Genomic DNA, 20,143 nt, shown 5'->3' with positions numbered 1-20,143 from the left:
GAGGCGGAAAGGGTACTCACATGCGTGTCGTTCGTGTTGGTTTGATCGGGCTTGGCGAAGTCAGCCAGCTCATGCATCTGCCGATCCTGGCCGATCATCGCCATCTGTTCGAAATCGCCGGCGTCTATGACGTGTCGCCGAGCCTGACGGCCTATTGTTCGGCCCGTTATCCGGGGGCGAAGACGTATGAAACCGCGGAAGCGCTCGTCTCCGCGCCTGATATCGATGCCGTCTTCATCCTGACGCCGGACCAGACGCACAGCTTCTATCTGGCTATGGCGCTGAAGGCGAAGAAACACGTCTTCCTGGAAAAGCCCGCCTGCCTGACGCTCGGCGAAATCGACGCGGTCGCGCCGCTGGCCGACGCCACGGACCGGCTCCTCTTCGTCGCCTATATGCGCCGCTATTCGCCAAGCTTCCTGCGCGCCAAGGCGATGATGCCGGCTGAGAGCGATGTGCGTTACGTCCGCGTCCGCGACATCATCTGCGAAGGTCCCTTCTTCATCCGCCAGACCCGCAATATCTTCTACCCCACGGATCTCGACCAGGCGTTCCTGGCGGAATCGCGCGCCCAGACGACGGCGCTTTTGAAGCAGGTGGTTGGCGAGGATGCGCCCGCCGATCTGATGCGTGCCTATCAGGTGCTGACAGGGCTTTCGTCGCACAGCCTTTCGGCGATGCGCGAACTGATCGGCCTGCCGAAGCGGGTCATTGCTGCGCATCACAAATGCAACGGCGAATCCATTGTCGCTCTGTTCGACTACGGCCACTTCACCGCGATCTACGAAGCCATGATCGACAACGTCGCCCGTTTCGATGCCCGAATAGAGGTGCTTTCCGATCGCCGGCAGCTGCGCGTCAGCTACGACACGCCCTATATCCGCAACCTGCCGACTGCGCTCGAAGTGATCGACAGCACCGACACCGAGACCGAAACGCGCACCTTCGGCCCTGATTACACCGACCCCTTCGCCCTGGAGCTGCGCGCCTTCCACGATCATCTCGTCAACGGCACCAAGCCGAAGACGACACTCTCGGATTCGCGTCAGGATCTGGCGCTGATGGCCGAGATCGTCGGTCGCCTGCGCGAGAGTTCGGGGCTATAGCAGGACACGTTTCACACACTTGAGTTGTATCGACATGGCAAAACGCGAAACCGCACGTGACCGTATCCTCACCGCCGCCGAAGCGATCGTCGTCGGCAAGGGCGTGTCGTCCCTCACCTTCGACGAAGTGGCGGAGCAGACCGGCCTCAGCAAGGGCGGCATCCTCTACCATTTCGCCAGCAAAGACGCGCTGGTGCGGGCGATGGTCGAACGTTTCGTCTACCGTTTCGAGACCGGTCTCTCCGGCCTCGAAACCGAGGACGAGGACCCGCATGGCCGCTATACACGCGCCTATGTGCGCGCCACGCTCGGCGAGGCCACAAGCACCGGCGATCAGTACGACCGCCTCGGTGCCAGCATCACCGCGGCGCTGTCGAACTTCCCCGACCTTCTGGAGATCGTGCGCCAGCAGAACATCCGCTGCCAGGCATCCGTCGAAAATGACGGCCTCGACCCTGTCGAGGCGACGATCACGCGACTGGCGGTCGAGGGCATGTGGCTTGCGGAAGTCTTCAACGTCATGCACCTCGACCCCGAGATGAAGCGCGCCGTCACCGCCCGGCTTTTGGAGCGGACGCACGCGCAAGCGCCGCCGAAATAGCGCGCATCGCGCGCTGACATCCCCCCACATCGGCGCGCCGCTTCGCGCCCAGAACCAAGGAGTTTTCCGATGGGATACAAGCCGTCTCCCCGTCCTATCTTCGATCGTCCTAGCCACATCCCCTATGCCGGCGTCACGCGGCATCTCTGGGGCGAGGAAAATGCCGGTCTCGTCGACGACTGGATCTACGCCTCGACGGAAAGCATTCACCAGATTGTCTTCGGCATGCAGCCCGGCGGCTGCTTCAAGCATACGGAGGCCTTCCGCACGATCTTCGGGGCGGACGAGGTTCTCTACGTGCTGAGTGGTACACTCGGCCTTGCCAACCCCGAGACGGGTGAATTCTGCGTCGCGAAGGAAGGCGAGGCGCTGTTCTTCCGCAAGGACACCTGGCACCACGGTTTCAACCTTGGCAACGAGCAGGTCCGCGTGCTGGAATTCTTCGCGCCGCCGCCGGCCAAGGGCACGTCAGGCCCCTATGCGCGCACCAAGCCCTATATCGAGATCGAGCAATCGCGCTATGGCCAGAGCGAGTTCATCGGTCGCTGGCCGATGGACGCCGACGCCCAGCGGAAGGCCAGGACAATCCATCCGATGCGCGATGCCGATCTGCTCTTAAGCCTCGATCGGCAAACGCAGGGCGCCTATACTGGCCTCTATTGCGCGACCGATCAGCTCACCGTCGGCAAGACGACGCTGCTTTCGGGAAAACGCACCGGCATGGAGCGCCACAAGGGTGACGAATGCCTCTACGTGGTGTCGGGTATCTTGAACATCCATGTGCCCGATGCCGAAGGCCAGGTCTGGTTCGAGCTCAACCCGCGCGATGGCTTCTATATTCCGGCGGGGTTCGATCACCAGTATTTCAACATGACGGGCGACAAGGTGGAGTTCGTCTTCGGTGTCGCCCCGGAGTACTGATCTCAGACAAAAAATACGGCAGTACCCGCTGGATGCTGCCGTATCTGAAAACAGGAAGTCGGCCGAGAGGAACGTTGCTTCCCAAACAAGTTGGCGGCCCTTAGGCCGCCTTCTTTGCGTCGAAGGGGATCTCGATATCGACGGCGAGCGTCGAGACCTGGGGACCGCGCTCCATCGTTACGCGGACCTTGTCGTCGTCGATCTGCATGTGCTTGGAGATCGCCTGGAGGATTTCGTCGCGCAGTTTGGTGACGAGATCGCTATCGCCGGCGGATGCGCGCTCATGGGCGAGCAGTACCTGCAGCCGTTCGCGGGCCGCCGGCGCTGACTGTGTGCGGGAGAAGAAACGGAAAAGGTTCATGCCGCTTTCCTTCCGAAGATCTTGCCGAGGAAGCTGCGCTTCTCGCCGGGGATGTTGATCGGCAGGGCCTCGCCCTTCAGTCGGCGAGCCGCCTCGAAATAGGCGAGCGCCGGGGCCGAGCGGGTGTCGGCCAGCGTGACCGGCGAGCCGACGTTGGACGCGCGCAGCACGTCGGCGCTTTCCGGGATGATGCCCATCAGCGGGATCGACAGGATTTCGAGCACGTCGTCGACCTTCAGCATGTCGCCGCGCTCGGCGCGTACCGGGTCGTAGCGGGTGAGCAGCAGGTGCTTTTCCATGCGCTCGCCGTTTTCCGCCTTGAGCGTCTTGGAATCGAGCAGGCCGATGATGCGATCGGAATCGCGCACCGACGAGACTTCCGGATTGGTCACGACAATCGCGATGTCGGCATGGCGCATGGCCAGCGTCGCGCCGCGCTCGATGCCGGCGGGGCTATCGCAGATGACCCAGTCGAAGGCGCTCTGAAGGGCGGCGATGACCTTCTCGACACCTTCCGGCGTCAAGTTGTCCTTGTCGCGGGTCTGGGAGGCCGGCAGCAGATAGAGCGTTTCCAAGCGCTTGTCGCGGATCAGCGCCTGCGACAGCTTGGCCTCGCCCTGGATCACGTTGACCAGGTCATAGACGACGCGGCGTTCCGCGCCCATGACGAGGTCGAGATTGCGCAGACCGACGTCAAAGTCCACGACGACGACTTTCTCGCCGTTCTGAGCGAGTGCGGCGCCCAGTGCGGCGCTGGACGTCGTCTTGCCGACGCCGCCCTTGCCCGATGTAACTACGACTACCTTGCCCATTCGTCTCTCCAAGTATCTAAGAATTCGCCTTCGCCTACGTCCTCGTGACCCCGGCCGGATCGACCTGAATCACCAGATGCGGATGGCAAGCATCCGCACCTTTCCTTGCCTCGGCCTAACCGAGCGTTCCCGCCTTCAGCTCTTCGCCGTCGAGCCAGATCTGCACGGCCTTGCCACGCAGGTTCTGCTCCATGTCGTCGGCCGTCTTGTAGAAGCCGTCGATCGCAATCAGTTCCGCTTCGAGCTTGCGGCAGAAGATCCGCGCCGAAGCATTGCCGGTGGTGCCGGCCATCGCCCGGCCGCGCAGCGCGCCGTAAATGTGGATCGAGCCGCCGGCGACGACTTCGGCGCCCGAGGCGACCGAGCCGATGATCGTCACGTCCCCTTCGGGGAAGAACAGCGACTGGCCGGAGCGCACCGGCTGGGTGACGACGATCGACGGCGTCGCCTTGGTGGCAAGCGGTTCTGCCGTGATCACGGTTTCCGCGGCTGCTTCCGCTTCCGGCGTCTCGCTCTTTTCGGCCTGTTCCGCCATCTTGGCTTCGTAGTCCGCTGCCGGGCGACCGTCGGTCATCGCGGGAGGAAGGTCGGCGCCGAGCAGAGACTGGCGCGCGCCTTCGATGCCCATGATGCGCACATTGCGCTTGCCGAGCTGGTCGACGAGTTCGCGCAGTTGCGACCGGTCGATATCGAGGCCGTCGACATCAAGCACGACCGGGCGCCGCAGGAAGAAACCGGCGGAGCGGGAGGCGAGATGGTCGAGGCGGGTGAGCCAATCCTCGAGCGGAAGCTCGGGGGTCAGCGCTAGCGCAAGGAAGGATCGCCCCTTGAGGCGGATCGGCCGGGATTCGGTTAACACATCGTTCATCTTGGTAAATTTTCCGTTGCTTCGGTGTATCGATCAAATGGTTAACAAATGGTTAATTCGGCAATGCGAAGGTTAATGAGGCGGCGCTGAGGACCGGTCGCCGGCCGCTGGAAAACAAGGAAAATCGGGCGGCGGAAAAAGCCGCTCTTTTGCCCATCGTCGCCTTGGCTTCGGCCGATCAGACCCTGCGCCCGGCGCCGAGAGACGCAGAAAGCCTCGATACGGCAAGAGCGATTCGTCCGGGCTCATGAGGGGAGTTGACATTGGAACGCTAAAATAAGAACATAACAAGAACAAAGCGGAGGTTCCCATGAGTCGGATGGAGACCATGACCCACACGGAAGAAGTGATCGAACGCGCCATGGCCGCGGTTGCGGCCGCCCGAAAGAAGCGGGAACGCGAGGCCGAATGGCGCAAGCGCACCTTCGGCCGCATCGACATGGCGCCGCCGTTGCCGCGGCTGAAGCGTGGCGGTGTCCAGCTTGCGCTTCGGCTCGACGGTTCCGCGCGCTGACGAAGGAGCGGGCCGCTTCAGGCCCGGCAGCTGGATGACGGGAGAAGCGAGTCGAAGCTTCGAGAGGAATGAACATGAGGCATCGTCGAAGCATCGACCTGATGCCGCGCGAAGACGCCGACGATGACGGGGCGACCCTGGAACTCTTGCCGGAATGGTACGTGCTCGTGGCGAAATGCGGGAAATGCCGCCACCAGGGGCGGATTGATCGCCGGCTTGTTGCAAACAGGCGCGGATGGGGCGTCTCTCTCAATTCCATCGGCCCGGCGCTGAAATGCGTACGCTGCGGCAACAGGGAAGGGAACAAACTGCTTCTTGGCCGGTTGCCCCGGGACTAATGGGTGGTGCGGGCAGAAAGCGTGGCGGGGGCAGATGGGTTTGCCGTGAGTGCACGAAGTGCGCTCTTAGTCACATAGAGGGCTAATCTCCGTTCTTTGTAGTATAGAATCGGTATTGGTCGATACGTCGTGGATTTGCATGGCGTTGATGTCGATCATATATTGATTGTTAATGAAATTTATCAAGCGTGATGCGCTGAAATTAGCGTGGATTCGGAACAAATTATTATTCCTTTCGTTGATGTGGTGATCAAACGAAAGGACTAGATCATGAAGAAGCTTATAATCGCCGCGGCTGTTGTTTCTTTGATGGCAGGATCCGCATTTGCTGAGGATGCCAACCAGAAAGCCGGCACGGCCGCAGGTATCGTTGGCGGCGCGACGGCGGGTGCCGTCGTCGGCGGGCCGATCGGTGCCGGTGTGGGTGCCGTGGTCGGTGGCGCGCTCGGTGGAGCGCTGACGCCGCCGCCGCCGGAAGTCATCACCTATGTCGAACAGCAACCCGCACCGCCTTCGGTCGTCGTGCAGGAGCAGGTGGTGATCGGTAAACCCATCCCGCAAGCCGTCGTCCTGACGCCCGTACCCGATAATCCGCGCTACGCCTATGCGGTCGTAAACGAGCACCGCGTGATCGTCGAGCCGCAGTCGAGAACGGTGGTCCAGGTCATCAACTGACCGTAGGCGGTCTTCATACCGTAGTCTCTCAGGGAGGGGTGGCGTTCCGCGCCGCCCCTTGCTTTTGCCCAGCTATCGTAAGGCGAGGCATCAAGTGCCCTTGAGCGCTTCATACAGCGGGATCGGTCGTGTCGATTGGTTCAACCTGATAAACTGCTGGCCGGATTTCATCGGCGGGGAGCACGTCATGGGAGCTGTCGCGCATGAAGACTGGCCGATCGAGATGTGGCGCCTGGGGGTTGAGACCCGCATGCTCATCTCCGCGCTCAATGGCGCTTCCGGATTGTGCCTGTTCGAACAATGGATCGCGCCCGGCGCCGGCGCGCCCACCCATAGCCATCCCGTCGAAGAGGTGCTGACGGTGGTGGCGGGGCAGGCGGAAATGTGGATCGACGACGAACGTTTCATCCTCACCAGCAATCAATCGCTGATCGTGCCGAAATTGCGTTGGCACGGGTTTGCAAATGTCGGCGGCGAAACGCTCCACATTCGCGCTGTGCTTGCTTCCGCAGCCTTCGAGGCAAGCTTTGACGGTGCAGCGGAGGCGACCAGGCGCTGGGCAGCCGCGCCGGTGCAGGGATAGGCCGGCACCTCCCATAAGCCACCACCCGAACTTCGGGCAAAGCCGTCGTGTCCGGCAGCGACCGGCTATCGAGGCTCGTGGCTTGGGCTCCGCCTTCCCGAAAAGCCCGCACGCGTGTTTCTCGTGCCGAGGGACGTACGGCGCCGACGATGAAAATATACGCGCGAAACAACTAATATAAATCTCGAATTATATTGCCAGTATTTCGAGTATTTATTCGGTATTGCTTTGCGCGTTTATATAAATACAGTCCGCGTAGAAGTGTCGATATTTCCGTGGCAAAGTATTCTTGAAAATTGTTTGAAGGGGAGTGATCGCATGGCGAGGATCGTAGGTTCCTATGGGAACGACGTTTTGAAGGGTACCGCGGAAAGCGACCGCATCTGGGGGCTTTTCGGCGCCGACACGATCGACGGCGGCGCTGGCGATGATTTCGTCAGCGGCGGCGGCGGGCGCGATACCCTGATAAGCTCGAGCGGCTACGATCGGCTCGACGGCGGTGCCGACGACGACCAGATCGTGCTGAACGGGACCGGCGGTGCGGTCACCGGAGGGGCCGGCTATGATGGTCTCGTGGTCGATTTCTCACAAACCTCCGAGCGCATGGTGTTCAACGGCGGGTCCGGCCACGGTTATGTCGGAGATCCTGCGCTCGCCGGGCGCCACGTCTTCTTCCACGATATCGAGTGGTTGCGGGTGCTTGCCGGCAGCGGCGACGACCGGATCGCCGGCACCGCCTCAGGCGACAACATCTCGACGGGCGCCGGCAACGATGTCGTCTACGCCGGTGGCGGAAACGATCTCATCACCAACAGCGGCGGTCACGATCGTCTCAATGGCGGCGCCGGCAACGACCGCTTCGTTCTCATCGGTACCGGAAGCACCGTCTCCGGCGGCAGCGGCACCGATACGCTGGCTATCGATCTCGTCGCCGCCAAAGCCCCCGTCGTCTTCAACCTGCAAAACGGCCACGGCATCATCGGTCATCAGACATCAGGCGAGCGCCATATCTTCGTCACCTATGACGGCATCGAAAAGATCGAAGTGACGACGGGAAGCGGCAACGACCGGATCCTGGGGAGTACGCTTTCCGATGTCATCCAGACCGGCGGCGGCAACGACTTCATCGACGCGGGTGCCGGCGACGATACGATCATCGACGGGCTCGGCGCCAATCGCCTGTTTGGCGGTGACGGCCGCGATCAGATCACCTCGACGCTGTATTCGGCAGAAATCGACGGTGGGGCGGGCCAGGACTGGTTATGGATCAAGGAAACGCAGCGCACGAGCGACCTGACGGTCGACTTCTCCGCCGGACGGGCCTCGACCGGCACCGTCATTAGCGGCATCGAGGAGGCGAGCCTCATGCTCGGCAGCGGCAACGATCGGGTGATCGCCGGCGATCTGACCTATCTCGTGGTCGAGGCCGGCGCTGGAAACGATCACCTCGAGGGCGGCGCCGGAGGGGATGCGCTCTATGGCGAAGACGGCAATGATTACATTCACGGGGGTGCCGGAAACGACTCGATCGTCACGGGCGCCGGTGACGATGTGTCCTATGGCGGCGATGGAATGGACACGCTAGCCAATACCGGCGGCAGCGACGTGCTGGATGGCGGCGCCGGAGACGACTGGCTGCAGGACACCTTCCCCGGCGGTGGCAGCCTCGGTGTTGCGTCGATCCTGCGCGGCGGCGCGGGCAACGACACGATCAATGCCCGCTACGTCGGCGAGGTCGATGGCGGTGAAGGCCGGGACCTCCTGAACCTCAACTATGGCGGCCTGCCGGAGGCGATGGACTTCGACGCGGCACGGGGTGTCACCCATACCGGCCTGACGTTCACCGGTATCGAATATTTCAACGTTTCGAGCGGGGGCTACGACGACGTACTGCGCGGCGGCGACGACAACGACACTTTTTACGCCTCGAGCGGCAACGATATCCTCGAGGGGCGCGGCGGGGATGACAAGCTGACGGGCGCGTCGGAAAACGACCAGCTCTTCGGCGGCGACGGGGCGGATTTCCTCGATGGAGGGTCCGAGAACGACCTATTGAGCGGCGGTAACGGCAGTGATGTGCTGACGGGTGGCCGCGGCGCGGACACCTTTTACTGGTCGTCGGAAACCTCCGGCGAGGTGGGCCTCGATCGCATTCTCGATTTCGATGGCCGGCAGGGTGACCGCATCGCCTTTTCCGACGAGGCCCAGGACACAACGGGTATTCACAGCTATGCGGATTTCCTTGCCGCAGCGCGCGACACGGCCGATGGCGTGTTCGTCTCCTTCAATGGCTCGGAAACCGAAGGCATTCTGATCGAGGATAGCTCGCTCTCGGTTCTCTCCGAAAGCGATCTCGTCTTCGGCTGAGGCCTCGTTCGTCAGGCCTCCGGAGCTGCGCCTTCGTCTTGGCGCGCGGCATTGATCGTCTCCGTGGTCAGGTGCCCATCGATGAGATGAAGGCGCCGGTCCATGCGCGCGGCCATATCCAGGTCATGAGTGACCGCGACCACGGTCTTGCCCTCTTCGCGCACCAGCGTTTCCAGGATCCTGAAGACCTGCTCGGAGCTCTTGCTGTCGAGACTGCCGGTTGGTTCGTCGGCGAGGATCAGCGGCGGGTCGTTGGCGAGCGCACGGGCGACCGCCACGCGCTGGCGCTGGCCGCCCGAGAGCTGATCGGGCCGCTTGTCGAGGTGATCGGCAAGCCCGAGTGCCGCAAGCAGCTCGCTTGCCTTCTCACGCATCTCGCTCCGGCCGAGGCGGCCGAGCTTACGCATGGGAATTTCGACGTTCTCGCGGGCGGTAAATTCGGGCAACAGGAAGTGGAACTGGAAGACGAATCCGATATTGGCGAGCCGCGTGGCTGCCCGTTCGTTCTCGTCCATTCGCTCCGTGTCGCGACCGCGGATCATAAGCGTGCCACCCGTCGGCCGGTCGAGCAGGCCGAGCAGATAGAGAAGCGACGACTTGCCGGAACCGGAGGGGCCGGTGACAGCGACGAATTCCCGCTCGCCGATGGTGAGCGATATGTCCTTCACCAGCGTGACAGGTACGGTCTCCCTGAGGATCCGCGTCAAATCCTTGGTTTCGATCAGCGTGCTCATGTCGCGCCCCGGATGATATCGACGGGATTTGCCCGGGCCGCGCGCCGCGCCGGCAGGTAGCCGGCAACCGCTGCCGATCCGAGCGCGAAAGCGGCGGCGATCAGATAGTGCAACATGCTCCAGGCGATCGGTAGCCGGGTCATCTCCTGGCCGGTGGCGGCGAGCTCGAAGCGGACGAGCGAAAGGCCATAGATCATTGCCAAGCCGAACGCCCAGCCGAGAAGCGTGCCGACTGTCGCGATCGCCACGCCTTCGAGCACGAAGAGGATGCGCATGTCGGTCTCGGTGAAGCCGAGCGATTTCATGATGGCGATGTCGCGCGCCTTCTCGTGCGTGATCGTCGAGATGATGTTGAAGATACCGAAGCCGGCGACCAGCATGATCGCGGCGACGACCGTGTACATGATGACGTTGCGCACGACGAGCGCCTCGAGGATCGACTCGTTGGCCTCCTGCCAGGCGATCGCCTTGTAGCCGAGTTCCGCCTCCATACGCCGGGCGACGGTCGGGGCGGCGTTCGGATCGTCGAGCTTGATGTTGATCACGTTGATCGCGTTGGGCCGGGCTGAGAGGATCTGGGCGTTTTTCTGCAGCACATAGGCCTCGCCCTCATCGCGCGCCGTCGTGCCGGTGTGGAAGAGGCCGACGATCTTGAAGCGGCGGCTGAGCCCTTCCGAAGAGACAGCGGTGATCGTGTCGCCGATCTTGGCGCCGAGCCGGGAGGCCATGGTATCGCCGATCACCACATTGTTGCCGCCGGCGGCAAGGGCCGCGAAGCTGCCCGCCTTGAAATCTCCGATGATCGGCGAGACCCGCGGCTCCGCCTGCGGATCGATGCCGATGACGGCGGCGCCGACCTCCTGACCGGAATAGCGAAGGACGCCCTGCGCCCTGAGGGTGGCGGCAAAGCGGCCGGGGATCCAGCCGTCGAGCCAGGAGAGCGCTGCCGTTGGGTTGATGATGCCGCGGCGGTCGTCGCGTGGCCTGAGGCCGGAAATGGCTGCGGCACTAAACAGGTCTTCCGCCGGCTGGCGGCGCGCCGTGCGTTGCTCGTCGGTCACCTGCACATGGGGCATCGTGTCGACGAGCTGGCGAACGAAGTCGTCCTGGCCGCCCTGCATCAGCGCTGCCATGGCGATGGAGAAGCCGACGCCGACCGCCACGCCCAGCATCGCGACGATCGTCTGTCGGCCTCGGCCGGTGATGTGCGTCAGTGCGATGTCGAGGATGAGGCGCATGGCGGGCTCATTTCTCCGGCGAAGGGGTGGCCTTCACCCGCGTGCCATCGGCAAGACCGGTCGGGAAGGGCGAGACGACGCGCGCGTCGTCTTTGAGGCCGGAGAGGACTTCGACGCCGTCGGCGCCGCGGATGCCCGTTTTCAGTTCTCGGATCCGTGCGCGATTGCCGTCGATCACGGCGGCCTTCGTTCCTTCCAGCGCCACGGTCGGGATGATCAAGGCGCCGCTGGCGACCCGCACGATGATGTTGACATCGGTCGACATGCCGATCCGAAGCGGCGTGTCGTCGGGCAGCCGAAAGCGCACGCGATAGGTCTTCGTTACCGGATCACCCTTGGGCGTGATGCTGTCGACGGTCGCTTCCAGCTTGCGGTCGGGGAAGGCATCCGATCGGAGCAGCGCCTTCTGGCCGACGTCGACGCGCGGGATATCCTCTTCGTTGACGTCGGCGGTGACGATCAGCGGTTTCGGCTCTCCGACCCAGAAGAGCACCGTGCCGAGATCCGCGACCTCGCCGATCTCGCCGTCCTGCCTGAGTACCTGGCCGGCGCTCGGTGCGCGCAGCACATAGGTCGCGAGCCGCGCCTGGCGGCCGGCGACGAGCGCTTCGAGCTGGCCGAGTTCGCTGCGCGCCCGGTCGACTTCCTGTTCACTGATCGTGCTGCGTTCGGCGAGCGCCAGCTTGCGCCGATATTCCTCCTGCGCCAGCGTCAGCCGCGCCTGTAGTTCGCCAAGCGCCGCCCGTGCCTCGGTGTCGTCGAGGCGGGCGAGCACGTCACCCTTGGCGACACGCTGTCCCTCGCAATTGCACTGCTCAACGATGCGCTCGGCGACCGTCGGGGTGACTTTCGCCCAGGTGCGCGGCTCCACCACGCCATCCGCATAGATGATCTCCGCTGCATCGCCGCGTTTCGGCGAAATGACGGAGACGGGAACCGGGCGAAGAAAATACCAGGCGCTTGCCGCACCGACGGCAACGACAACGGTCGCTCCAATTGCATAACGAGTGAGCCGCACGAGACGCTCCTTGAACGCTTCCAATCCGTTCTGTATAAATAGACCGACGGTCGGTTTGTTTCAAGGCTGCCGATTTCCTCGACCTTCAGGAGCGTCGTGGACCGCGCCGAAAACCCGTGCTAAGCCGCGTTCTGGGAGCGCTCATGGTCAGAACGAAGAAATCGCCGGAAGTCCGATCGAACGAGTTGATCGATTGCGCCGAGCGCTTGTTCTTTCTGCACGGCTACGAGAATACAACGGTCAACGACGTCATCCGCGAGGCCAATCTATCCAAGGGTGCCTTCTACCACTATTTCGTCTCGAAGGAGGCCTTGCTGGAGGCGGTCGCGACCCGCCTGGCTGAGCGGAACCTGAAGGAATTGCAGCCGCTTTTCGAAGATTCGTCGCTCGATGCAGTCGGCCGGCTGAATGCGCTTTTTGCCGGCTCGCGGCGGCTGAAGCTCGACATGGCGCCGCAGCTGAAGAACAGCTTCAACGCCCTCTTCAAGCCCGAAAATGTCGCGCTCTATCACCGTATCGACGAGGCGCTGATGGCCGTCAGCCTGCCGCTGGTCGCCGAAATGCTGCGGCGTGGGCACGCGGACGGAACGCTCGATGCGCCCGATCCGGAAGCTTCCGCCCTGATGTTGCTGCAACTGCGGCTGAGTGTCGCCAAAGTGATGCACAAGGCCTTGCAGCGACAGGAGGCCGGCGACCTCGACGGCGCGGCTGCGATGCTCGACGGCTGGATGCGAACCTACGGCACCGCCATCGAGCGCTTTCTGAAGCTCCCGGATGGAACGATCGAAGTGACCGAACCGGGTTTCTCCCGCGCTTTCCTTGAGGCATAGCCGACGGTTCGGTTGCCGGCTCGCGCGTCATTGCCTGCCGCGGCGGCAGGGATCAAAGCGCTCCGTCGATCGCGCCGCTGTTGCGCTCGCCTGTGTTCGTCGGAGACGGAAAGAGCTGGGAGCCAAAGGCGCCCTGGCTGCTGATCTCGGGGAAGCTGACGTCTGCGATTTCGAAATCGGGCATGAGCGCAAGCATCGGCAAGATCCGTTCGAAAACCGCGCCGCCCAGCGGTGCTGCATTCCAGCCGGAGGTGCGGAAGCCATAGGTCTCCTTCAGACCCTTGGGCTCGTCGAGCAAAGTAAGAAGCAGATACCGCGGATTGTCGACGGGAACGACGCCCATGAAGGATGTGATGTTCAGCTCCTTCGAGTAGCGCCCGCTGACCACCTTTTCGGCGGTGCCGGTCTTGCCGCCGATGAAATACCCTTTGACCTCCGCCTTCTTTGCCGAGCCGGTCTTGGCGTTGAGCCGCAGCAGATAGCGCAGCGCCTCGCCGGTCTCCGGCTTGATCAGATTGCGCGCGATGATGCGTTCGTCGAGCGCCGCACCCTTGATCAGAGTTGGCCTTATAAGGCGCCCACCGTTGACGAGCGCCGCCACCGCGATGCTCGCCTGCAGCGGCGTCACGGCGATGCCGTGGCCGTAGGAGGCGGTCGCCGTGTCGATCTCGCCCCAGCGTCGCGGCAATTGTGGGTGGGCGCTTTCGGGCAGTTCCGTCGTCAGCCGCGACATCTGCCCGAAGCGCGTCAGGAATGCCCGCAGGTTCTCCGGGCCCACCGCGATCGCCATTTTCGCCATCGAGATGTTTGACGAATAGATGAAGGCCTCCGGCACCGTCAGCGGTCGATGCTGGCCGCGGTAGTCGTTGATGCGGAAGCGGCCGAAGGCGAGCGGCTTGCTGGCGTCGATGACGGAGCGGAGCGTGAACTGGCCGGAATCGAGCGCCATGGCCGTCGTCAGTGCCTTGAAGGTCGAGCCCATCTCGAAGGTGGCGGCGGCGATGCGGTTGATACGGTCGGGCTTCAGTGCGTCCACCGGCAGGTTCGGGTCGAAATCCGGGTAAGAAACGAGCGCCAGGATCTCGCCATTGGTGACGTCGAGCACCAGGCCGGCGCCGGCCTTGGCGCTGAACTTGGCGATCGCCTTGCGCAACTCGACCTCGAGCGCATGCTGGATGCGGATATCGAGCGTCGTGCTCACCGGCTCGAGGTTGCGATGGGAGAGATCCATGCCGCTCTGACGCAGCACCTCCAGCCCCTGGCCTTCGATCCAGCGCTCGATGCCGGCGATGCCAATATTGTCGATATCGACCGCGCCGAGCACGTGGGCGGCAAGCGTGCCGTTGGGATAGAAGCGCTGTTTCTCGCGCTGGAAGCCGATCGCTGGAAGGCCGGCGTTCCAGACGGCCTGCTCTTCGGCCGGCGTCACTTGCCGCTTGATCCAGGCAAACGCCGCACCGCTCTTCAGCCGACGATAGAGGTCGCGCCCGTCGAGATCAGGGAAGATCTCGGTCAGCTTCTCGACTGCCTCGTCCACATCGACGATCAGTCGAGGCTCGGCGTAAAGCCCGGAACTCGGCACGTCGATCGCCAGCAGATTGCCGTTGCGGTCAAGGATCGAGGGACGGCCGAGCGACGGCGGCGGCGGTATGTAGCCGGTGCGCTCGTAGTCGGCGGCGCCGAGCTGGACGAGACGCGCGAGCATGAGGCCGAAGACGAGCGCGAAGGCGCCGATGACGAGGAGAAGGCGGCCGCGGGGATCCGGCCGGAGCTGAGCCTTGCGTGCCATCTCAATAAAGTCCGTTGCTGTTGGTGAGAAGCTTCGCCCGCTGTTCGGGCGTAAGGTCCGCATCGGCCGTGGCCGATGTGCTCGCCGTCTCGAAGCCGTCGATGACCGGGCAGCCGCCGGCGCAGGGGGCAGTGCCCGGCTTGAAGGATTCGAGAATGGCACCCGGCGTGCCCGCCGGCACCGGCTGGCCGCTCTTCCGGTCGGTCGCCTCGACCATCATGCCTGTTGGCGCGTGGAAATCGGCCGCGGCCCGCCCCGCAAGAGCCACCTTCATGAAGTCGATGAAAATGGGTGCGGCGAGGCCGCCGCCGGTTTCGCCGTAGCCCATCGGCTTCGGCGTGTCGTAGCCGAGGAAGACACCGGTGACGATATCGGGCGTGTAGCCGACGAACCAGACGTCCTTCTCGTCATTGGTGGTGCCGGTCTTGCCGGCGATCGGCACGCCGAGCGAGCCGACATTTCGAGCAGTGCCACGTTCGACAACGCCGCGCAGCATCGAAGTGACCTGATAGGCTGTCATCGGATCGAGCACGTAGTCGCGGTCGTCCACGGGCATGGGCTCTTCCTGGCCGGTCCAGTCGGAGGCGTTGCAAGCATCGCACTTGCGCTGGTCGTGGCGAAAGATCGTGCGGCCGTAACGATCCTGGACGCGATCGACCATCGAAGGCGTGACGGCCCTGCCGCCATTGGCGATGACCGCATAGGCCGAGACCAGCCTGAGCAGCGTCGTTTCGCCGGCGCCGAGCGACATCGGCAGGTAAGGCTTCAGCTCGTCATAGATGCCGAAACGCTTGCCGTAGTCGGCGACCAGATCCATGCCGAGATGGCGGGCAAGGCGCACGGTCATCAGGTTGCGGCTGTTTTCGAGCCCGACGCGCAGCGTCGATGGACCGCTGAAGCGACCGTCGTAGTTCTTCGGTTTCCACACTCGCCCGGCGCCATCGGCAAGGGCGATCGGCGCATCCATCACCAGCGTCGTCGGCGCATAGCCGTTGTCGAGGGCGGCGGCATAGACGAAGGGCTTGAACGACGAGCCCGGCTGGCGATAGGCCTGGGTTGCGCGGTTGAATTCCGACTGGGCATAGGAAAAACCACCGGCGACCGCCAGCACCCGGCCGGTGTTCGGGTCCATGGAAACGAGCGCGCCCTGCACGAGCGGCGGCTGCCGGAGCAAGTAGCCGTCGCCCGCCTTTTCCACATAGACGACGTCGCCGGGCGCCAGAGCCCCGTCGGGTCCCGCGGCGCAGCCCCGCTTTGCCTTGGCCGAGCGGCAGAGCGCCCAGGCCATGCCCGGCCGGCCAAGGCGGATCGTCTCGTTGATGCCGAGAGCACCGCTTCGTGCCGCGGCCGTCGGCCTTAGCCCGATCTCTGCTCCATCCTTGTCGGTCGCCAGCACCACGCCGAGCCGCCATTCCGGCACGTCGGCGAGCGGCTGGAGCCTGGCAAGCGCCGGCGCCCAGTTTCCGCTGGAAGGGAGCCTGGTGACGGGGCCGCGGTAGCCCTTTGCCTGGTCATAGGCGACGAGGCCTTTGCGCAACGCCGTCATGGCGGCGGCCTGCAATCGCGGATCGAGCGTCGTGCGCACGGAGAAGCCGGCCGTATAAAGGGCAGCATCGCCGTATCGGGCGCTGAGCTGGCGGCGGACGTCCTCGGTGAAATAGTCGGAACTGGCGACCGCGGGCGATTGTTGGCGTTGCCTGACGCCGAGTGAGGAAGAGGATGCCTTGGCGGCGGCGGCGGTGTCTATGACGCCGTTCTGCCGCATCTGGTCGATCACCCAGTTGCGGCGGCCGGTTGCCCGCTCCGCCTGGCGGTCCGGGTCGTAATTGTTGGGCGCCTTCGGCAGGGCTGCGAGGAAGGCTGCCTCCGCGACCGAGAGCTCGCTGACCGGCTTGTCGAAATAGGTGAGCGCTGCCTGCGCCACGCCATAGGCACCGCGCCCGAGATAGATGTCGTTGAGATAGAGTTCGAGGATGCGGTCCTTGGAATAGGTCTGGTCGATCCGCAGCGAAAGGATCGCCTCACGCAGCTTGCGCTCCACAGTTCGGTCCGACGTCAGCAGGAAATTCTTGGCGATCTGCTGCGTGATCGTCGAGCCGCCGATCATGCGGCGACCGGAGCCGTAGTTGGCGAGATTGGCAAAGAGCGCCGTGCCGATGCTCGCAACGTCGATGCCGGGATGGGTGTAGAAGTTCTTGTCCTCGGCGGAGAGGAACGCCTGGCGCACGCGTGCGGGGATGGTGGCGATGGGTAGGAACAGCCGGCGTTCCCGCGCGAGTTCCGCGACCATCGTGCCGTCGGCGGCATAGAGGCGGCTGGTCACCGCCGGCTCCCAGTTGGCGAGCGTGCGGTGATCGGGCAGGTGTCGCGTCAGGGCTGCGACGAGCGAGGCGGCGGCCAGCGCGACGACGACAGTAAGATTGAGGCATGTGCCGAGCAGATTTACGAGGAGCTTCATAACGGGCAGAGCGGACCTTCATGGCAGCAGGCAGCGTCGCCGACACAGGTGTTCGTGCGGCGGGCAGCGCATGCGGAGCGGAGTATTGGGGTGCGCCTACGTCCGCGGACGTTGGCTCGGTGACGGTGCCTGCGGCCGCTAGGGCCAGATGAAACGGCGCATGGATCGGGTCTCCGAAAGCGGTGCGGCTGACCGCGCCTTTCCTGAGTTGGCGACTTCCGGGCAACGGCACGCACCGCCGATAAAGTTCACCGTAAAGGGATTGTGCTTACGCAACAAACCACGTTTATTTGCGAGACCCATTAGGTGAGTTAGGGCATTCATGGTCAGGCCATATCTTCCGCTCAATGCGCTGCGCGCTTTCGAAGCCTCGGCGCGGCATCTGAGCTTTACGCGCGCGGCAATCGAGCTCTGCGTTACGCAAGCCGCGGTCAGCCATCAGGTCAAGCTTCTCGAAAACCGCCTGAACGTGACCCTGTTCAAGCGGCTGCCGCGCGGACTGATGATCACGGCGGAGGGCGAGGCGTTGCTGCCGGTTCTGCGCGATAGCTTCGACCGGATGGCGGACATGCTCGACCGCTTCGAGGCGGGGCATATTCGCGAAGTGCTGATGATCGGCGCCGTCGGCACGTTTGCGGTCGGTTGGCTGCTGCCGCGGCTCGCGGATTTCCAGGCGAAGTATCCCTTTGTCGACGTTCGCCTCTCCACCAACAACAACCGCGTCGACATGGCGGCCGAGGGGCTGGATTTCGCTATCCGCTTCGGCGGCGGCTCGTGGCACAATATCGAGGCGACGCGGCTCTTCGAGGCGCCGCTATCCGTGCTTTGCATCCCTGAGATCGCCGAGCGGCTGAAGACGCCGGCCGATCTGCTCGACGAAACGCTGCTCCGGTCCTATCGGGCCGACGAGTGGGTGACCTGGTTCGATGCAGCCGGCATCGCCTATCCGGCGCCCCTGCTCAAGGGCATCGTCTTCGATAGTTCGCTGGCGATGATGGAGGCAGCGGCCCAGGGGATCGGCGTGGCGCTGGCGCCACCACTGATGTTCTCGCGGCTGCTGTCGAACGGCACGATGCGCCAGCCCTTCGACGTTCACACCTCGATGGGAAGCTACTGGCTGACGCGGCTGAAATCGCGTCCCGTCACGCCGGCGATGACCGCCTTCCACGATTGGCTCGCTGCGGCGGCCGAGCAGGAGGCAGCGGCCTTGCCGGCCACGCCCGACGTTATCGCAGGCTGAACGTCCGCCACAGGGCCGTGCAGCGCAAGCTGGGCCTCAACCGGGTCCCGCGGCGGCGCGTCTTGATGACCAAATAATTCTAATGCCTGCCACCAATTCTAATGATGGCCACGACCCACGGCTTTTATCCGTTCACTCGGACGATTTTGCCGTCGAGCACTCGTACACCGTGCGCCCGCTTTGGGCATCGACGCCGGCGAGGCTCACCTCATAGCCCCAGAGATGGCGGATATGGCGCATCGTCGCGTCGCGGCTGCCCTCGTCGAGCAGGATACCGTGCTTGACATTGTGCTGCAGCCGCAATTGCCGGTCACCGAGCAGATCGACGTCCATCACCTGGATGTCCGGCTGGTTGGCAGCAACGTCGTAGCTGTTGGCGAGCGCCGAACGGACCGCGGAATAGCCGCGCTCGTTGTGGATCGAGGCAACCTCGACGAAACGATCCGACGAGCGATCGGAGAGCTGGAACAGCCGGAACTTGCGCATCACCGCCGGGCTCAGATACTGCAGGATGAAGGACTCGTCGCGATGGTTCGCCCAGGCGTCACGCAGCGTTTCCATCCAGTCGCCGTTGCCGGCGAAAGACGGGAACCAGTCGCGGTCTTCCTCCGTCGGTTCGGTGGCAATCCGCTGGATATCCTGCATCATCGCAAAGCCGAGCGCGTAGGGGTTGATGCCCGGGTAGCGCCGGTCGTTGAAATCCGGCTGGAATACGACGTTGGAATGGCTCTGCAACAGTTCCAGCATGTGACCTTCGCCAATCCTGCCCTGGTCGTAGAGGCGGTTGATGATGGTGTAGTGCACGAAGGTGGCGCAGCCCTCGTTCATGACCTTCGTCTGGCGCTGCGGCGAAAAATATTGTGCGATGACACGCACGATCCTGAGCAGCTCGCGCTGCCAGGGCTCCAGGATCAGGCTGTGCTTTTCGAGGAAATAGAGCAGGTTTTCCTCCGGCAGGTTGAGCACCTTCTTGCGCTCCGAAGCGTCGCGCTCGGCCTCGGCCGGATCACGGCTCTCGGCGACCTGCGGCAGGGTCCGCCAGAGGTCGCTATAGGTCTGCTCCTCATATTCCAGCCGCTCGCGCGCCCTTTCGCGCACCTTTTCAGAGGAGAGGCGTGGCGGGCGGCGGTAGCGGAAGACGCCCTGGTCCATCAGCGCATGGGCGGAATCGAGAATGGCTTCGACGGCGGCAGTGCCGTGCCGCTCCTCGCATTTGGTCACGTATTTCTTGGCGAAATCCATATAGCTCAGGATCGCGCCGGCATCTGTCCACTGGCGAAAGAGATAGTTGTTCTTGAAGAAGTGGTTATGGCCGAAAGCGGCATGCGCGGTCACCAGCGCCTGCATCGCCATGGTGTTTTCTTCCATGAGATAGGTGATGCAGGGATTGGAATTGATCACCAGCTCATAGGCAAGACCGCGGTGGCCCTTACGGTAGTGATGCTCCTCATAGGCAAAGCGCTTGCCGAAAGACCAGTGCTGGTACATGAGCGGCATGCCGACCGAGGAATAGGCGTCGAGCATCTGTTCGGAGGTGATGATCTCCAGCTGGTTCGGGTAGACGCTGAGGCCCATTTCTTCGAGCGCGACTTGCTCGATCGCGTCGTAAGCACGCGACAGCGTCGCAAAATTCCAGTCGGACCCCTGGAACAGGAGACCTGAGGTCGTGCGTCGTGCCATCCGGTCTCCC

General features: G+C 63.5%; 18 protein-coding genes. 9 read left to right on the top strand and 9 right to left on the bottom strand.

All coding sequences use genetic code 11. The annotated features are described in order from the left end of the window. Window positions 1-20 precede the first annotated feature (20 nt). The 3 genes from BLU15_RS16350 (at window position 21) to BLU15_RS16340 (ending at window position 2,628) form a co-directional block, all read left to right on the top strand. Window positions 21-1,106 (top strand): Gfo/Idh/MocA family protein, encoded by a 1,086-nt coding sequence (locus BLU15_RS16350; protein ID WP_060521871.1) that lies wholly within the window; start codon window positions 21-23, stop codon window positions 1,104-1,106. Between the two features lie 34 nt (window positions 1,107-1,140). Next, a complete protein-coding gene (locus BLU15_RS16345; protein ID WP_043618747.1) occupies window positions 1,141-1,707 on the top strand; it encodes a TetR/AcrR family transcriptional regulator in 567 nt (188 codons plus the stop codon). A gap of 69 nt (window positions 1,708-1,776) precedes the next feature. Then, a complete protein-coding gene (locus tag BLU15_RS16340; RefSeq protein WP_090296498.1) occupies window positions 1,777-2,628 on the top strand; it encodes a cupin domain-containing protein in 852 nt (283 codons plus the stop codon). Window positions 2,629-2,728: 100 nt separating this feature from the next. On the opposite strand, the gene minE is transcribed toward BLU15_RS16340, so the two are convergent. From minE to minC, 3 genes are all read right to left on the bottom strand, one after another. Further along, on the bottom strand, window positions 2,729-2,989 hold the full coding sequence (minE, locus tag BLU15_RS16335; protein ID WP_034798387.1) for a cell division topological specificity factor MinE: 261 nt from the start codon (window positions 2,987-2,989) through the stop codon (window positions 2,729-2,731). Then, window positions 2,986-3,801: a septum site-determining protein MinD gene (gene minD / locus BLU15_RS16330; protein WP_034798389.1), complete on the bottom strand. Its 816-nt coding sequence runs from the start codon at window positions 3,799-3,801 to the stop codon at window positions 2,986-2,988. Before minD ends, minE begins: the two co-directional genes overlap by 4 nt. Before the next feature lie 115 nt (window positions 3,802-3,916). Beyond that, on the bottom strand, window positions 3,917-4,669 hold the full coding sequence (gene minC / locus BLU15_RS16325; protein ID WP_060521873.1) for a septum site-determining protein MinC: 753 nt from the start codon (window positions 4,667-4,669) through the stop codon (window positions 3,917-3,919). Window positions 4,670-4,997: 328 nt separating this feature from the next. On the opposite strand from minC, the gene BLU15_RS16320 reads away from it, so the two are divergent. From BLU15_RS16320 to BLU15_RS16300, 4 genes are all read left to right on the top strand, one after another. After that, entirely contained in the window at window positions 4,998-5,183 is a 186-nt protein-coding gene (locus BLU15_RS16320; RefSeq protein ID WP_090296662.1) for a hypothetical protein, read from the top strand. 608 nt (window positions 5,184-5,791) lie between these two features. Further along, the gene (locus BLU15_RS16310) at window positions 5,792-6,196 is read left to right on the top strand and encodes a DUF1236 domain-containing protein (RefSeq protein WP_060521874.1); all 405 of its coding nucleotides are present in this window, start codon (window positions 5,792-5,794) and stop codon (window positions 6,194-6,196) included. A 187-nt stretch (window positions 6,197-6,383) separates the two neighbouring features. Continuing rightward, entirely contained in the window at window positions 6,384-6,779 is a 396-nt protein-coding gene (locus BLU15_RS16305) for a cupin domain-containing protein (RefSeq protein WP_244546757.1), read from the top strand. A 318-nt stretch (window positions 6,780-7,097) separates the two neighbouring features. Further along, the gene (locus tag BLU15_RS16300) at window positions 7,098-9,146 is read left to right on the top strand and encodes a calcium-binding protein (RefSeq protein ID WP_060584807.1); all 2,049 of its coding nucleotides are present in this window, start codon (window positions 7,098-7,100) and stop codon (window positions 9,144-9,146) included. An 11-nt stretch (window positions 9,147-9,157) separates the two neighbouring features. Here the strand turns inward: BLU15_RS16300 and BLU15_RS16295 are convergent, their stop codons facing one another. The 3 genes from BLU15_RS16295 to BLU15_RS16285 are packed head-to-tail and all read right to left on the bottom strand — an operon-like array spanning window position 9,158 to window position 12,136. After that, on the bottom strand, window positions 9,158-9,880 hold the full coding sequence (locus tag BLU15_RS16295; protein WP_060608059.1) for an ABC transporter ATP-binding protein: 723 nt from the start codon (window positions 9,878-9,880) through the stop codon (window positions 9,158-9,160). Next, a complete protein-coding gene (locus tag BLU15_RS16290; protein ID WP_090296496.1) occupies window positions 9,877-11,118 on the bottom strand; it encodes an ABC transporter permease in 1,242 nt (413 codons plus the stop codon). The genes BLU15_RS16295 and BLU15_RS16290 overlap by 4 nt, the downstream gene beginning before the upstream one ends. Window positions 11,119-11,125: 7 nt before the next feature. Then, entirely contained in the window at window positions 11,126-12,136 is a 1,011-nt protein-coding gene (locus BLU15_RS16285; protein ID WP_089043031.1) for an efflux RND transporter periplasmic adaptor subunit, read from the bottom strand. A gap of 143 nt (window positions 12,137-12,279) precedes the next feature. Here BLU15_RS16285 and BLU15_RS16280 point away from each other — a divergent pair, with 143 nt between their 5' ends. Beyond that, window positions 12,280-12,966: a TetR/AcrR family transcriptional regulator gene (locus BLU15_RS16280; protein ID WP_060608056.1), complete on the top strand. Its 687-nt coding sequence runs from the start codon at window positions 12,280-12,282 to the stop codon at window positions 12,964-12,966. Window positions 12,967-13,018: 52 nt separating this feature from the next. Here BLU15_RS16280 and BLU15_RS16275 read toward each other — a convergent pair whose 3' ends face one another. Further along, window positions 13,019-14,755 carry a peptidoglycan D,D-transpeptidase FtsI family protein gene (locus BLU15_RS16275; RefSeq protein ID WP_089042887.1) on the bottom strand — a complete coding sequence of 579 codons (1,737 nt, stop codon included), beginning with the start codon at window positions 14,753-14,755 and terminating at the stop codon, window positions 13,019-13,021. Between the two features lies 1 nt (window position 14,756). Further along, window positions 14,757-17,213: a penicillin-binding protein 1A gene (locus tag BLU15_RS16270; protein ID WP_060608053.1), complete on the bottom strand. Its 2,457-nt coding sequence runs from the start codon at window positions 17,211-17,213 to the stop codon at window positions 14,757-14,759. 322 nt (window positions 17,214-17,535) lie between these two features. On the opposite strand from BLU15_RS16270, the gene BLU15_RS16265 reads away from it, so the two are divergent. After that, the gene (locus tag BLU15_RS16265) at window positions 17,536-18,453 is read left to right on the top strand and encodes a LysR family transcriptional regulator (protein ID WP_051659435.1); all 918 of its coding nucleotides are present in this window, start codon (window positions 17,536-17,538) and stop codon (window positions 18,451-18,453) included. 132 nt (window positions 18,454-18,585) lie between these two features. Here BLU15_RS16265 and BLU15_RS16260 read toward each other — a convergent pair whose 3' ends face one another. Next, complete coding sequence (locus tag BLU15_RS16260) at window positions 18,586-20,133, bottom strand: SpoVR family protein (RefSeq protein WP_034798401.1); 1,548 nt, start codon at window positions 20,131-20,133, stop codon at window positions 18,586-18,588. Between the last annotated feature and the right edge of the window lie 10 nt (window positions 20,134-20,143).

Origin of the sequence: Ensifer sp. YR511 (assembly GCF_900103045.1) — a bacterium.
GTDB classification, from domain to species: Bacteria; Pseudomonadota; Alphaproteobacteria; order Rhizobiales; family Rhizobiaceae; genus Ensifer; species Ensifer adhaerens.
This window is presented reverse-complemented; position numbering and strand designations above follow the sequence as displayed.

Coding starts and splice junctions, on each gene's coding strand:
- minD (WP_034798389.1), bottom strand. CDS start 3,801: ATGGGCAAGGTAGTCGTAGTTACATCGGGCAAGGGCGGCGTCGGCAAG.
- BLU15_RS16305 (WP_244546757.1), top strand. CDS start 6,384: ATGGGAGCTGTCGCGCATGAAGACTGGCCGATCGAGATGTGGCGCCTG.
- BLU15_RS16340 (WP_090296498.1), top strand. CDS start 1,777: ATGGGATACAAGCCGTCTCCCCGTCCTATCTTCGATCGTCCTAGCCAC.
- BLU15_RS16275 (WP_089042887.1), bottom strand. CDS start 14,755: ATGGCACGCAAGGCTCAGCTCCGGCCGGATCCCCGCGGCCGCCTTCTC.
- minC (WP_060521873.1), bottom strand. CDS start 4,669: ATGAACGATGTGTTAACCGAATCCCGGCCGATCCGCCTCAAGGGGCGA.
- BLU15_RS16310 (WP_060521874.1), top strand. CDS start 5,792: ATGAAGAAGCTTATAATCGCCGCGGCTGTTGTTTCTTTGATGGCAGGA.
- BLU15_RS16260 (WP_034798401.1), bottom strand. CDS start 20,133: ATGGCACGACGCACGACCTCAGGTCTCCTGTTCCAGGGGTCCGACTGG.
- BLU15_RS16290 (WP_090296496.1), bottom strand. CDS start 11,118: ATGCGCCTCATCCTCGACATCGCACTGACGCACATCACCGGCCGAGGC.
- BLU15_RS16300 (WP_060584807.1), top strand. CDS start 7,098: ATGGCGAGGATCGTAGGTTCCTATGGGAACGACGTTTTGAAGGGTACC.
- BLU15_RS16265 (WP_051659435.1), top strand. CDS start 17,536: ATGGTCAGGCCATATCTTCCGCTCAATGCGCTGCGCGCTTTCGAAGCC.
- BLU15_RS16295 (WP_060608059.1), bottom strand. CDS start 9,880: ATGAGCACGCTGATCGAAACCAAGGATTTGACGCGGATCCTCAGGGAG.
- BLU15_RS16280 (WP_060608056.1), top strand. CDS start 12,280: ATGGTCAGAACGAAGAAATCGCCGGAAGTCCGATCGAACGAGTTGATC.
- BLU15_RS16270 (WP_060608053.1), bottom strand. CDS start 17,213: ATGAAGCTCCTCGTAAATCTGCTCGGCACATGCCTCAATCTTACTGTC.
- BLU15_RS16320 (WP_090296662.1), top strand. CDS start 4,998: ATGACCCACACGGAAGAAGTGATCGAACGCGCCATGGCCGCGGTTGCG.
- minE (WP_034798387.1), bottom strand. CDS start 2,989: ATGAACCTTTTCCGTTTCTTCTCCCGCACACAGTCAGCGCCGGCGGCC.
- BLU15_RS16345 (WP_043618747.1), top strand. CDS start 1,141: ATGGCAAAACGCGAAACCGCACGTGACCGTATCCTCACCGCCGCCGAA.
- BLU15_RS16350 (WP_060521871.1), top strand. CDS start 21: ATGCGTGTCGTTCGTGTTGGTTTGATCGGGCTTGGCGAAGTCAGCCAG.